We start from the raw sequence: 13,344 nt of genomic DNA on the forward strand, positions 1-13,344 counted from the left end.
GGCTTTGGGCTCCGCCTTTGCCTCGACCTTGGCCGGCTCGGCCTTCGGCGCGGGCGCGGCCGCTTTGGGCTCCGGCGCCTTCTCATGCGCGGGCGGCGTCTCGATCGCAGTCTCGCGGAAGGCGCGCTCCAGCTCGTCGAGCGACACCTCGCCCGGACGCAGCGGACGCTCCAGGGTCTGGTCGATCAAGGAGCCCTGCGTCACCGCGGGCGCGGCCGGCGGCGCTGCGGGCGCGGCCGGCACGAGCGGCGGCGCAGCCTCGCCAGCGGCCATCGCGGCCATGCCACGCTCGACCATCGCCTCGAGCTCGCTGATCAGATCGCGGTCCTCGCCTTCCGGCTCGGACTCATTGGCCTCGAGCTGCGCCAGCAGGTCCTTGATGCGGTCGATGGTGGTGAGGATCAGCGTCACGGCCTCGCCGGTCACCGGCATGCCGTCACGGAATTTGCCCATCAGGGTCTCGGCGGCGTGCGCCAGCGCTTCGAGCCGCGGCAGGCCGAGGAAGCCGCAGGTCCCCTTGATCGTGTGCACCAGGCGGAAGATGTTATCGAGGATCTTGGCGTTGTTCGGCTCCTGCTCGAACCGCACCAACTGATTGTCGACGGTGTCCAGGCTCTCGCTGGTCTCCGTCAGAAACTCACGCAACAGGTCATCCATGAAACTGGCCTTCGCACGCAACGGTACGCGACATGACGCGACCTTCAAACCGTGGCCAGTTTCGGTGCAAAGCGTTTAATATTAGTTGAGTAAGCGCAAATGAACGGACTCAACAAAGAGATAAGGCGTATCCGGACAAGTCCGGATACATCGGCAAGAGTTCATTAACCATGAAGAACGGTTCTGGCGCCTGACCGCACCGCTGCGATCGCAGCCAGGACGCGATCGCAGCCAAGACGGCCCGTCGATCAAGCGGCCTGCACGACCATCGCTTCGCCATCGGCCGCGAGCGTCACCTTGAGGCCGCAGGCATCGGCAAGCAGGCGCGTGTAATAAGGCTGCACGGCGTGGGCATCGATGGTCGACTGCTGCGCACCGGCGAGCAGGTTGACGATGTTCTGCGGCAGCCGGGCATTGAGCCCGGTCGCGGCGACGCGGAAGCTCATCGTCTCGCCCTCGCCGATCGGATCGACCGTGAGGACGCCGCCGCGCGGAATCGTCTGCTGCGCCACCACCATCATGTTGAGCAGCAGCTTGACCCTGTTCTTGGGCAGCAGCAGCCGTGGCAGGTTCCAGGTGATCGAGGTCTTGGCGTCCTCGATATGGCCGCGCGCCATGGTCTGCGCATCGCCGAGATCGATCTGCGCGCCGGCCGAGCCGGCGGCCCCGAAGGCGAGCCGGCAGAACTGCAGGCGGGCCGAGGCCGTCTTGGCGCTCTTGCGGATCAGCTCGAGCGCGAAGTCGCGATCCTCGGGCTTCGGATTGTCGTCCAGCACCTCGAGCCCATTGACGATCGCGCCGACCGGACTAATCAGATCGTGGCAAACCTTCGAGCAGAGCAGCGCGGCAAGTTCGAGGGTGTCGGGAGCGGGAATCGGATCTGCGATCTCTGAAGACGAGGTGCCGGACATTCGGTGTTCCTGAAATCCGCGAACTTTGACGAATCATGCTTGCCTGTTGGCTTGATACACTGCGACAGCATGAACCGCCACCGAGCTTAGAGCATGCCACGGGAAAGTACGTAGCGGTTTTCCAGGCAGTCACCGCTCAATAGAACGTCAGATGGCAGTATCCGGATGCGCCCCATGGGCGGTCCCAGACGAGGAATTCGACCATGCAAGCTGCTTATGGCACGGCGATGACGGCGGGTCCCACGCCAGGAACCGTCGACGTCGCGGCGGCCGCCGCCCTGATGACGCCCTTGACCGAGCTCGTGGTCCAGGCGGCGCATGCGATCATGGCCATCAACCGCCGCGCAATGGCGGTGACGGACAAATCCGACGGTTCGCCGGTCACCGAGGCCGATCTCGCGGCCGATCGCGTCATCGCCGACGGCCTGGCGCGGCTGGCGCCGGACATCCCCGCTCTGTCGGAGGAGCGGGTCGGGGCGAGCGCGCCGCCGTTCAAGGGCAGCTTCTTCCTGATCGATCCGCTGGACGGCACCAAGGAGTTCGTGGCCGGCCGCGGCGAGTTCACGGTCAATCTGGCGCTGGTGAGCAACGGCCGTCCGCTGCTCGGCATTGTCTGCGCCCCGGCGCTGGGCCTGATCTGGCGCGGCCTGGTGGGACGCGGCGCCGTGCGGCTGTCTTACGACGACACCGGACTGAGCGCCGCCGTGCCGATTCGCACCCGCCCGCTCCCAGTGGCGGGCGAGGCCTGGGTGGCGGCGGTCAGCCGGTCGCATGGCGATGCCCGCACCGAGGCCTTCATCGCAGCGCGCCCCGGCGCGGTGCGGCTGCCGCTCGGCTCCGCCGTGAAATTCGGCCGGCTGGCCGAAGGCATGGCCGACATCTATCCGCGGCTCGGCCCGACCTCGGAATGGGACGTGGCGGCGGGGCATGCCGTGGTGACGGCCGCCGGCGGCACGGTGACCAGCGACACCGGCGCGCCGCTGCGCTTCGGCGAGCGCAAGGACGATTTCATCGTGCCCGCTTTCATTGCCTGGGGCGACCCTGCGGCCGTGCCCAAGCCCTGAGGGGGCTGCCTTGCCGTGTCATTGCGGCAGATCCTGCTCGAGCGTCGGCCAGCGCGCCTCGGCGCGGGGCAGATAGCGCGCCGGATCGGCCACGAAGGCATCCCGGCTGTCCTCGCGGTTGAACAGGAACAGCCGGTCCTCGATGACGGCAAAGAAGCGCGGATTGCCGGCCACGGTGACGCCGCGGGCGACATCGGTCGGGTCATAGCCGCCGAATTGCGGACCGTAGACCTCGGGATGAGCCAGGAACGAGGCGCGGTTGCCCTCGTTGCGGAACCGCCAGACCACGCCCCCCTGCGCCGCCTCGAAATCGGGCAGCCCGATCAGGGCCTGGCCGTCGACGAAATAGGAGACCGGGTCAAAGCCGTCGATCGCCAGCCCGCTGAAGCGGTTGGCGATGATTCGCTGGGTCGTGGCCGCGGGCGCCGCGAGCGGCGCCAACAGCAGCGGCGCGAGCGCGATGACGGCGATGGCACGGCGAAACAGCGGCTTTGACCAGCTCCAGTTCCATTGTTGCCGTTGTGCCGTCATAGTTGGTGCCGATAACATGGGAGTCCAAGGGGCTGAGGCCCTTTCCCGACAATCGCCCGATGTGGTTGGCGTCAGGTTAAGGCGATGGTCGGACAGCCGTTAGCAGGGGATTTCCATCGATGAGTTTCGCATCACGCCTCGCCGCCACGACGCTCGCGGCCGTCCTGGCCATGACCGCGTCGGTCGCCGCGCAGCAGGCGCCCCCGCCCGCGGCGCCGCCCTACCAGGCTGCGCCGCCCTATCAGCAGCCGGCCCCGCCCTACCAGCAGCCGGCGCCCCCGCCGCGCCCTGCTCCGAGCCCCGACAGCTTCAATCCGGACGAGCTCGTCAATGCCGGCCACCGCTTCTTCGGCAACGTGTCGCGCGGCCTTGCTTCGGTGATCGAGCGCGCGGTCAGCCAATGGGGCCTGCCGAACGGTTACGTTCTCGGCGAGGAGGGCGCCGGCGCCTTCGTCGCCGGCCTGCGCTATGGCGAAGGCACGCTCTACACCAAGAATGCCGGTGATCTCCGGGTCTATTGGCAGGGCCCGTCGCTCGGCTTCGATTGGGGCGGCGACGGCGCGCGCACCATGACCCTGGTCTACAACCTGCCCGCCACGAGCGCGATCTATCAGCGCTTCGTCGGCATCGACGGCTCCGCCTACATCGTCGGCGGCTTCGGCATGACGGCGCTGACCGCCAACAACATCGTGCTGGTGCCGATTCGCTCGGGGATCGGCCTGCGCCTCGGCGCCAATGTCGGCTATCTCAAATTCACGCCGACGGCGACCTGGAACCCGTTCTGAGACCGCCAGCTGATACCGCGGCGCCACGTTCTCCCGCGACGGATCAAGGTTAACACGGCAATGGGCTGGCTTTGAGCCAGCCCGCCGTGGCATTGTGATTCTGTTAATCATTCTGACCGGGAGTTGTGCGTCATGGTCGAGCCGATCATGTATTTCGCGATCGGTTTTCTGATCGCCATGCTCTGCGCCCTGATGGTCGTGCCGCTGGTGCACAATCGCGCGGTGCGGCTGACGACGCGCCGGTTGGAGGCGGCCACGCCGCTGTCGATGGCCGAGATCCAGGCCGACAAGGACCAGCTGCGCGCCGAATTTGCGATGTCCGCGCGGCGGCTCGAGCTGAGCGTCGATGCACTCAAGAACAAGGCCACCAGCCAGCTCGCCGATCTCGGCAAGAAGACCGACGCCATCAACCGCATGAAGATCGAGCTCGGCGAGAAGAACGCCGCGATCTTCGCGCTGGAGGCGCGCGAGAAGGCGCTGAAGGACCAGCTGCGCGCCACGGAAGAAGAATTCGCCGCCAAGACCGAGGCGCTGCGCGCCGCCGAGCAGGCGCTGAAGGACAAGCAGGCCGAACTGGTCCGCCTCACCACCGAGCTGAACGACAAGTCGCTGCTGGCCGACAGCCGCCAGGTCGAGCTGGTGTCGGTGCGCGCCCAGGTCGAGGAGTTGCGGACCCGCGTGGCCGAGGCGGAGAAGGAATTCGCCGCAACCCAGGCCCGCCTGGCGCTGGAGCGCGACGAATCGGACACCGCGACCAAGGCGCTCAACGATGCCCGCGCGCGGGTCGAGAATCTCAGCCAGCGCGTCACCGAGCTCGATCGCCAGCTGATCGTCCAGGTCAAGGAAGCCGAGATGCTGGCCACCCGCGTGGCCGACCTCGAAGGCCGGCTGGCGACCCAGGGCAAGCTGCTCGCCGAGCGGGAGTTCGAGAACAATCAGCTGCGCGAGGCCAATGCCGCCGCCGACCGCGCGCTCAAGGAGCTGCGCGACGAGATCGCCGGGTTCGGCAGCGGCAAGTCGGCCGCGCTGGAACGGCTCAAATCGGAGAAGGCGGCACTCGAAGAGCAGCTGCAGGCGGCGCGCGATGAGCGCACCAAGCTGCAGCGCGAGATGAATGCGATCCAGCAGCAGGCCGAAAGCACCTGGGCCCAGGAGCGCATGGAGAACGCGCTGCTGCGTGAGCGCATCAACGACATCGCCGCCGAGGTCGCCAAGCTGGCGATGCAGATCGAGGGCCCCAACTCGACCATCGAGGCCATGCTGGCCGCCGAGCCGGTCTCCGCCAAGCCGGCCAACGCCAATGGCGCGCCGGCCCCCGCCGCGGCGGGCGCGCAAGGCGGCACGCTGGCCGACCGCATCCGCGCGCTGCAGTCCCACGCCTCGCGCGCCCGGCAGATCGGGGCTTGAAGTGCGACCGATCGCGGCCGGACCTGCCTGTCGTCCCTCGGCAGGTAGGAGACGGACCGGAAAAGGCACCGATTTCCGCCGCGATCGAGGCTTTGCGGCCATCCGCAGCAGTTTTCCTCGCCCGGAACGCCGCAAATCCTTGACACCCCCTGCCCGCGCTTCGTAAATCGCGGGCTCCGACGGACTGCTTCGGTGGCTGCCTCCAAGCCTCACGGCCAGCAGCCCCCAGGATCCGGGCGCATAGCTCAGCGGGAGAGCGTTCCCTTCACACGGGAGAGGTCCAAGGTTCGATCCCTTGTGCGCCCACCATTAAGTCCGACAATTCAGTGACTTATACTAACCGCTCCCTTACGGTGTGCCCCAACTCAGCCGGGGCATTCTGGGCACACGATAATTTTAGCGATCGACGTCGTTTTCGCCGGCCCCATGCCACAAGTGCGTTGCCTGCTGCACGAGCGAGGGGATTGGCTCGACAAGACGTCGAAGCAAGCGATTTGGGCGCTGGGTTCAGGGTGAACTTCGTCGAATTTTCACGTCGACGGCGACGAGAGTGGGATTCGAACTCCCGCTCAATTTTCGAATCTGGACCTAACCTTTTCGCTAGGAGCGACACCGTCCACAGCCACGTGGCGTACCCAAATCGTTTGAAAAACCGGCGGTGCGATCCGCGTCGACCAAGGCTCGGAGTTCGTTTCGCGCGATCTCGACATCTAGACTTACCAGAAAGGCGTCGTGCTGGACTTCTCGCCGCCCGGCAAGCGGGATGAAGGCATTCTGGGTCGGTTTGCCGGGCGCGATGTAGTGCCACTCGATCTCACTTTCCTGAAGCGCGCAGCATGGCCATGCCGGTCAGCTAGGTGCCGCCGTCGGGCAAGGGGAGCCGAGTCACCTTCAACCAGCGAGCTTCGCTTGCAAAGTCCGGAAATGGTCCTTCGCGACGTATCTCGCTGCTGCACGAGTTTTGGCCGCCCTGGGAGCATGGCGGGCAGTGCGTGGCACCCCAGCCGATACCAAAAGATGAGAAACGTGGTCGGGTTGCAAGTCGGCCGGCTGGGTGCCTACAAGGCCAAAATATGAGGCGAGAGGACTTTCTTCGTAGACACCGCGCAAAGTCGGAGAGCCGCCAACAACGGATTTCACGGCCTCGATAGGAAAATCGGCGTCCGCAAGGTCAAAGTGTAAGCCGGCTTTGGAACCCACGATACTTCGGCTGTGACCCCAAACAGCCGATTGTCGTCGTCGTCCATGCGATCGAGATCCAGCCGAACGACCGGCTGCGTGAAGGGGCGAACCACGCTTGCGTTGAGTAAGGTCGCCCCTTCGAAATGCTGGATGCCGATGCGCCCAGTGAACTTCCAGTTGTTGGGCCACTGGTAGTAACCTCCGACATACCCGATCGAGTAGGAGCGGATGCTGGCGAGGTCGCTGGCAACGACGGTCTGGTTGTTCTGGAATCCCGTAAGGAGTCCGCGGGTGGCGTCCTCGTCGAGGGCATAGTCGAATTCGAGGATCGAACTGAAAGATGTCGTCGCCAGGGGGCCTGGAGGAAGCGACTGCGTCAATGTCGTCTGCAATGTCACGGACGGCAGAAAGCCGCCGTTCTGGTCGTAGAGTTGCGCCTGCAAGCCGATGTTCCAGCTCGACGTGACGAAGTCCGACCAGCCTCCACCGTCGAACCGGGTCGAGTTGCCGGATACCCCGCCGTAGATCGAAAGGCTGTCCGTGACATCGACCGTCAAGGGCAGATCGACGCTGACGGCCGTGGCCGCCGGGATGCTGATGGATGCGGCCGGCAGCAGTCTGCTCAGGAGAGAGGCCGGGCCGAACCCCAGTCCCAGCGATCCCGCGGGGATGCGGGCATAGCTGGTGCGCATGTCCAGGTAGATTGCGGGCGATGTGGAATGATCCGCGGGGTCAGCCCCGGCTGCCTGACGAACGGCGAGAACCGAGAGCGCGAGAGCTCCGCCCACCGCGAGCTTCGCACGATCACCCCTGCTGCCCCTCACGATCACCTCTCCCGGCTCAGACCGGAAACTCGCTGCCGGTTCATCAGCGACGGTCGGGCGACACAGGGCGCGAGCATACCGCCGGGGTTCATCCGGTCAATTATCTTCGACGGGCTTGCCCCTTCTGAGATGATGTCGTCGCCGGCGCGACCTCGGATATCGAGAACGTCAGCCAGGTGTTCCAGCCGGACGGCCGGTTCGCGGCGTCGAACTCGCCATATCCTTTCAACCCGAGGAAACCCTGGTTGGCTCCAATCGGGAACACGTATCCGATCTGGGATCCTATACCGATTACGCGAGAGCGGAAACCTCCGAGCACCGGGGGCTGGCCCACGTCGTCGGTCACCTGCTGATAAGCATAGCCGACAAGGCCGACGAAAAGCTGCTTGGAGAGAAATTGCGAAACGCCCCAGTCAAAGTGAAAATCTATGCCGCTCTGATACTGAGTGTCGACGTTCTTGAAATTGTAGGTGAAGCCGGCAACGCCCGACAGCTCCATCGCAGTGGCGGGGTTCATGTATGTGTAGCCACCACCGACATCGAATGCGCCATGACCAAGGCCGATGTTCGCAAGTCGAGACGGACTGTAGTCACCCACGGGACGGTTTCCGGTTGCGTACACCATGTAGTTGTTGACGCCTTCGCTCCACTTCAGTTTCAGCGTTGGATAAAGGTCGCCGTAAGATGTGAGTGCGTCCTGGAGGTTTCCTTCGCGCGAGATCACGTTAGGCCCTGCTGCGATGCCCCGTGGGCTGCATCGCCAGTATGCCTGAAGTGCTCCCCATTCAAGTCCGCTGATTTCAGACGTTTCTCTTTTGCTCGACGACTTGGCTGTCCCAGGCCGGCCAGTGCCTAAGCTCGGCTCTGCCGCATCTCTCCATTCGTCCGGAACAAGCCCCGTGCGTCTGTCTCGCGGGAGCCGGGCAAAGACCCGGCTCCGCCTGACCTTCGCACCTTAGGCAGCCCGCACCGTCGACAGGAAACGGCCAATCTCGACCTTGAGTCGCTCGCTGTCGCGCGAGAGCGACTTCGCCGCCGCAAGCACTTGGCTCGACGCAGACCCGGTTTCAGAAGCGCCGCGTTGCACATCGACGACATTGGTCGATACCTGCTGCGTGCCCGCGGCAGCTTGCTGGACGTTGCGGGAGATTTCCTGCGTTGCGGCGCCCTGTTCTTCCACCGCGGCGGCGATGGTGGACGCAATCTCCGACAACTTTTCGATCGTCGTCGAGATCGCCTTGATCGCATCGACCGACTCGTTGGTCGCGGCCTGGATGCTGCCGATCTGCTGACCGATTTCTCCTGTTGCCTTTGCAGTCTGCTCCGCCAGGGCCTTGACCTCGGTTGCAACGACCGCGAATCCGCGGCCCGCTTCGCCGGCCCGAGCCGCCTCGATGGTCGCGTTCAGCGCGAGGAGATTGGTCTGGCCCGCGATCGTGTTGATCAGTTCAACGACGTCGCCAATACGGCCTGCGGCCTTGGACAGTTCGGCGACTTGATCATTCGTCTTTCGCGCCTGATTGACCGCATCGTTGGCCATACGGGCGGACTCCTGCACCTGCCGGCTGATCTCCGTGACGGAGGATGACAATTCCTCGGTGGCCGAAGCCACTGACTGGACATTGGTCGAGGCTTCTTCCGAGGCTGCAGCAACCGTCGTCGACAGTTCCTGAGAGCGCGAGGCGGTCGTGCTCAAACTGCCGGCAGAGGCTTCCAGCTCGGTTGATGCCGAGGAGACCGTATCCACGATTTCACCGACAGCGTGCTCGAAGCGGTCCGCGAGATCGAGCATGTCGCGGCGGCGCTGTTCTGATGCCTTCCGTTCCGCCTCCTCTTGTGCCTGCTTCAGCCGAGCCACTTCAAGCCCGTTGGTCTTGAACACCTCCACGGTCTTGGCCATCTCGCCGATCTCGTCACGGCGCGCGATCTCGGGCACCTCCGTCGTCAGATCGTTATTGGCGAGCCGCCCCATGGCCTCCTTGAGCCTTGCAACGGGTCCTGACAATGACTTCAGTCCAATGAACAAGGCGGCGAGAACGCCGATGAGGAGACCTGCCCCGCCAACCAGCAGAACGTTGCGAGTGGTTGCGGCAGCCTCCGCTCTGAGCGCCGCACGCTGCTTGTTCACCCGGTCAACTGTCGCCAAGGAGAACTTCTGAAGCTCATCAAGCAATCGATCGATCGATGGGTCACATTCCTTGTGTGCCCGCTCGCCCACTTTGGCATTTTCTTGAGCTGTCGTCGATTTCGCGGCCGCTAGCAGAATCGGATCGCACGCGGCAAATGTGGCCTGAAACCGTGAGGCGAAGTTTCGGATTTCATTCGCTTGAATCGCGCTATCTTTGGCGGCCGCCTGCAACAGTCCCGCGATCCCGTCACGTGCCTCCACTGCGGTCTTCATCCGACTCGCATTCGCCTCGTCTGTCGTTTCCGTGAGGAGCGCGTAGAGAGCCGCATGATACGTCTCGGCGCGGCGCTGAGCCCGGACGAGACCGATATTGGCTGACTGGTCCGAGATCAGCTCGGAAAAGTCCTCGACCGTGCCAGCCAGCTGGACGGTACTATAGGCAACGATCCCCACAAGTGCCGAACCAAGCACCGCGACGATGAGACCGAGTTTCCAGACGATTTTGAGATTATCTAAGAGCTTCATTGCCCTTCACTCCGCATCCTTGCGACGATATGTCACGTAGACCCGGCACGACTTAAGGACAGCAAGCTTAACATGTACCAAATTCCGAAACCGTAGTGCTACGGACCCGCGAGCGTTTCAGGCGGTGATTTCGCGCTCTCCGTAGATTCACGGAGAACATTGGTGTGTAGGTAGGCCAACTACACGGTCCGTGGCTTACTACTCCTGGTCGAAAATCGACGAACCGTCCGGGCGCTACGATTGAAACAGTTTCGGTCGCCTGGCCGTTGGCTCTCGTCCGGTGACGAGGATTGGATCCTCGTCGCGATCAAGTCGGCTCTGATCAAGCCGAAGCGCACGGGTCTGGCCTGATCCCTGAACCTCATCAGCAAATCGGACCGCCGCCGGTCGATCGGGACCCGCCGACAGTCCGTTGCGCCCTGCGGGCTCGAAACCTCAGCCTGCGGCCTGCTGCTCCAACGCGCGCAGCTTGAAGCGCTGGATTTTTCCGGTGGCGGTCTTCGGCAGCTCGTCGACATATTCGATCATGCGGGGATATTTATACGGCGCCAGCCGATCCTTGACGAACGCCTTGAGCTCGGCGTCGTTGGTGGTCGCGCCGTGCTTGAGCACCACGAACGCCTTGGTCTTGGTCAAGCCTTCGGCATCGGGCACGCCGATCACGGCCGCCTCGAGGATCGCGGGATGCTGGACCAGCGTCGCCTCGACCTCGAACGGGCTGACATAGATGCCGGAGACCTTGAGCATGTCGTCGCTGCGGCCGGAATAGGTGTAGGTCCCGTCGGCGTTGCGCACATATTTGTCGCCGCTCTTGGTCCAGCCGCCCTGGAAGGTCTCGCGCGTCTTGGCGCGGTTGCCCCAATACATCATCGCTGCCGACGGACCGCGGATATACAGATCGCCGGGCTCGCCATCCGGCACCGCCCCGCCATCGTCGCCGCGCAGCTCGATATCATAGCCCGGCACCGGCCAGCCGGTGGTGCCGTAACGAACGTCATCGGGGCGGTTCGAGATGAAGATGTGCAGCATCTCGGTCGAGCCGATGCCGTCGACGATGTCGACGCCGAAATGCGCCTTGAAGCGCTTGCCGATCTCGGCCGGAAGCGCCTCGCCCGCCGAAGACACCAGCCGCAGCGCCACCTGCTCGCGTGACGGCAGCGCCGGTGACGCCAGCATGCCGGCGAACCCAGTGGGCGCGCCATAGAACACGGTCGGCCTGAAGCCGCCGACCGCGCCGGTCCAGCGCTTGAACACCTCGTCCGGCGAAGCGCGGTCGGGCATCAGCAGCGTGGTGGCGCCGACCGACATCGGGAAAGTCAGCGCATTGCCGAGACCATAGGCGAAGAACAGCTTGGCCGCGGAGAAGCAGATGTCTGTCTCGGTCAGATGGAGCACCGCCTTGCCGTAGAGTTCGGCGGTGAAATACGGGTTGGCGTGCGAATGCACCGTGCCTTTCGGACGCCCGGTCGAGCCCGAGGAGTACAGCCAGAACGCCGGATCATCGCAATGCGTGCGGGCCGGACGCGCCATCGGCGCCTGGGTTTCGACCACGGTTTCAAGCGCGATCTCGCCGAAATCGAGCGAGGCGATCGGATGCGACACGATCACCTTGCGGACCTCGTGATCGCTCTTGGTCAGAGCGCCCTTGATCGCCGGCAAGACGTCGCCGCTGGTCAGCACGGCCTGAGCGCGCGAATGTTCGAGCATGTAGGCGTAGTCGTCCGCGGTCAGCAGCGTATTGACTGCGACCGGCACGATGCCGGCATAGATCGCGCCCAGAAACGCCGCCGGCCAGTCGGTGCAGTCCTGCATCGCCAGCAGCACGCGTTCCTCGCGCTTGATGCCGAGATCGCGCAAGGCGGAGGCGATGCGGCGGACGCGATCCTCCAGATCGCCGTAGCTCAACGTCCCGCGGTTATCGACGAACGCCGCCTTCGTTCCGCGGCTGCTGTTGAGCGCCAAGAGATGCGCGGAAAAATTGAATGCCTCCGGCGGCACCGGCACGTGCGGCGAGGACTTCTCCGAGATCTGATCCATGTTCCTCCCCCTGAGGCGGCGACTTTGCCGCTTGCGATCCCCGCTCTTGCCGGCGGTTACTAATAGGTTTCGACGTGATAGCGCCCCTCGGCGCGCATCTGGCTGCGCAGCTCATGCCAGCGCAGTTCGGAGCCGCGGCAGATGTCGTCGAGCGCCGCATCGACCCCCTGCTCCATGCCCTTGAGGCCGCAGACATAGATATGGGTGGCGGCGGACGCCAGCAGGCCCGAGACGGCCGCCTCCTCGCGCCGCAGAAGATCCTGCACATAGACCTTCTTCTCGCCCGGCACGCGCGAATAGGCGAAATGCTTGCGGAGCAGACTCTCCGGCACCTTCTGCAGCGGCCCGAAATAAGGCAGGTCCTGCGGCCTTCGCGCGCCGAAGAACAGCATCATGCGGCCGGAGGCGCCGGGCATCGCCCGCCGCCGCCATTCGGTGAAGCCGCGGAACGGTGCCGACCCGGTGCCGGTGCAGATCATGATGATGTTGGCCGCCGGATCGTTCGGCATCAGGAAGGTGGCGCCGAACGGGCCGGTGACCTGCACCTTGTCGCCCTTCTTCAGATCACAGATGTAGTTCGAGCATACACCATTCGGCTCGCGCTTGACCGTGAGCGCGAGGTTGTTGGTGTTGGGCCGCTCGCCGTGGCGCGGGCTTGCGATCGAGTAGAGCCGGATCCGATGCGGCTTGCCGTCGGCGTCGAGGCCCGGCGGCACGATGCCGATCGACTGGCCCTCCAGCACCGGAAACGGCTGGTCGGCGAAATCGAGGATGACGTGATGAACGTCGACATCGGATTCGTCGTGCGTCAGCCGGTAGTTGCCGGTGACGGTGGCGACCGCCGCGGCGTCGCGGTTGTAGAGGTTGATCGCGGGCTTGGCCGCCGAAGCCGGTGCGACGGACTTGCCGCCGGCGCCGGTATGGGCGGCATCGATCAGCGCCAGCACCTCGGCATCGACCGCCTCGCCCTCCGCGCCCGACGCGAGCTCCGCCTGTTTCGGCAACTCGTTCCAGGAGTACTGATCGTCGATCGAATAGGCCTGTGCCACGATCCGCCAATTGTCGATCGATCCGGTCGGACAGGGCTGAATGCAATCCATGCAGAAATTGCACTTGGTCGCATCGACAACATAGTTGTTGTTGTCATGCGTGATCGCATCCTCCGGACAGGTCTCCTCGCACGTATTGCAGCGGATGCAGATTTCCGGGTCGATCAGGTGCTGCTTGAGGGGCGCGTTCATGGCTCACACCGCAGGGAAAAGGCGGCCGTCCCACGGAAGGTGGGACGGCCTG

10 protein-coding genes, 1 tRNA gene and 1 pseudogene are annotated in these 13,344 nt (G+C 64.5%); 4 read left to right on the forward strand and 8 right to left on the reverse strand.

What is annotated here, in order from left to right:
- On the reverse strand, nucleotides 1-657 hold a 657-nt coding region (locus tag HL671_RS28215), incomplete at its 3' end, for an Hpt domain-containing protein (protein ID WP_172240804.1).
- A 248-nt stretch (nucleotides 658-905) separates the two neighbouring features.
- Entirely contained in the window at nucleotides 906-1,568 is a 663-nt protein-coding gene (gene chpT, locus HL671_RS28220; protein WP_012046407.1) for a histidine phosphotransferase ChpT, read from the reverse strand.
- Between the two features lie 227 nt (nucleotides 1,569-1,795).
- On the opposite strand from chpT, the gene cysQ reads away from it, so the two are divergent.
- A complete protein-coding gene (gene cysQ, locus HL671_RS28225; protein WP_172240964.1) occupies nucleotides 1,796-2,632 on the forward strand; it encodes a 3'(2'),5'-bisphosphate nucleotidase CysQ in 837 nt (278 codons plus the stop codon).
- A gap of 18 nt (nucleotides 2,633-2,650) precedes the next feature.
- Here the strand turns inward: cysQ and HL671_RS28230 are convergent, their stop codons facing one another.
- Complete coding sequence (locus tag HL671_RS28230) at nucleotides 2,651-3,163, reverse strand: YHS domain-containing (seleno)protein (RefSeq protein WP_246579688.1); 513 nt, start codon at nucleotides 3,161-3,163, stop codon at nucleotides 2,651-2,653.
- A gap of 119 nt (nucleotides 3,164-3,282) precedes the next feature.
- On the opposite strand from HL671_RS28230, the gene HL671_RS28235 reads away from it, so the two are divergent.
- The 3 genes from HL671_RS28235 (at nucleotide 3,283) to HL671_RS28245 (ending at nucleotide 5,664) form a co-directional block, all read left to right on the forward strand.
- On the forward strand, nucleotides 3,283-3,948 hold the full coding sequence (locus HL671_RS28235) for a DUF1134 domain-containing protein (RefSeq protein WP_041750983.1): 666 nt from the start codon (nucleotides 3,283-3,285) through the stop codon (nucleotides 3,946-3,948).
- Nucleotides 3,949-4,080: 132 nt separating this feature from the next.
- Nucleotides 4,081-5,355 carry a coiled-coil domain-containing protein gene (locus HL671_RS28240; RefSeq protein ID WP_012046411.1) on the forward strand — a complete coding sequence of 425 codons (1,275 nt, stop codon included), beginning with the start codon at nucleotides 4,081-4,083 and terminating at the stop codon, nucleotides 5,353-5,355.
- A 234-nt stretch (nucleotides 5,356-5,589) separates the two neighbouring features.
- Nucleotides 5,590-5,664, forward strand: a tRNA-Val gene (locus HL671_RS28245).
- Between the two features lie 827 nt (nucleotides 5,665-6,491).
- Here HL671_RS28245 and HL671_RS28250 read toward each other — a convergent pair.
- The 5 genes and pseudogenes from HL671_RS28250 to boxA all read right to left on the reverse strand — a co-directional run bounded on the left by HL671_RS28250 (nucleotide 6,492) and on the right by boxA (nucleotide 13,292).
- Nucleotides 6,492-7,367, reverse strand: coding sequence for a hypothetical protein (locus tag HL671_RS28250; RefSeq protein ID WP_307769041.1), 876 nt, complete (start codon nucleotides 7,365-7,367; stop codon nucleotides 6,492-6,494).
- A gap of 94 nt (nucleotides 7,368-7,461) precedes the next feature.
- Nucleotides 7,462-8,097 (reverse strand): annotated as a pseudogene (locus HL671_RS28255) (SphA family protein); the annotation flags it as partial.
- 219 nt (nucleotides 8,098-8,316) lie between these two features.
- A complete protein-coding gene (locus HL671_RS28260; protein WP_172240810.1) occupies nucleotides 8,317-10,014 on the reverse strand; it encodes a methyl-accepting chemotaxis protein in 1,698 nt (565 codons plus the stop codon).
- A 435-nt stretch (nucleotides 10,015-10,449) separates the two neighbouring features.
- Complete coding sequence (locus HL671_RS28265) at nucleotides 10,450-12,051, reverse strand: benzoate-CoA ligase family protein (protein ID WP_172240813.1); 1,602 nt, start codon at nucleotides 12,049-12,051, stop codon at nucleotides 10,450-10,452.
- 59 nt (nucleotides 12,052-12,110) lie between these two features.
- A complete protein-coding gene (boxA, locus tag HL671_RS28270) occupies nucleotides 12,111-13,292 on the reverse strand; it encodes a benzoyl-CoA 2,3-epoxidase subunit BoxA (protein WP_012046477.1) in 1,182 nt (393 codons plus the stop codon).
- Between the last annotated feature and the right edge of the window lie 52 nt (nucleotides 13,293-13,344).

The organism is Bradyrhizobium denitrificans (genome assembly GCF_013179005.1).
GTDB lineage: Bacteria > Pseudomonadota > Alphaproteobacteria > Rhizobiales > Xanthobacteraceae > Bradyrhizobium > Bradyrhizobium denitrificans.

Excerpts from the sequence above, each read along its gene's own strand:
- chpT (WP_012046407.1), bottom strand. The coding sequence starts at position 1,568 with ATGTCCGGCACCTCGTCTTCAGAGATCGCAGATCCGATTCCCGCTCCC.
- cysQ (WP_172240964.1), top strand. The coding sequence starts at position 1,796 with ATGACGGCGGGTCCCACGCCAGGAACCGTCGACGTCGCGGCGGCCGCC.
- HL671_RS28260 (WP_172240810.1), bottom strand. The coding sequence starts at position 10,014 with ATGAAGCTCTTAGATAATCTCAAAATCGTCTGGAAACTCGGTCTCATC.
- HL671_RS28230 (WP_246579688.1), bottom strand. The coding sequence starts at position 3,163 with ATGACGGCACAACGGCAACAATGGAACTGGAGCTGGTCAAAGCCGCTG.
- boxA (WP_012046477.1), bottom strand. The coding sequence starts at position 13,292 with ATGAACGCGCCCCTCAAGCAGCACCTGATCGACCCGGAAATCTGCATC.
- HL671_RS28240 (WP_012046411.1), top strand. The coding sequence starts at position 4,081 with ATGGTCGAGCCGATCATGTATTTCGCGATCGGTTTTCTGATCGCCATG.
- HL671_RS28265 (WP_172240813.1), bottom strand. The coding sequence starts at position 12,051 with ATGGATCAGATCTCGGAGAAGTCCTCGCCGCACGTGCCGGTGCCGCCG.
- HL671_RS28235 (WP_041750983.1), top strand. The coding sequence starts at position 3,283 with ATGAGTTTCGCATCACGCCTCGCCGCCACGACGCTCGCGGCCGTCCTG.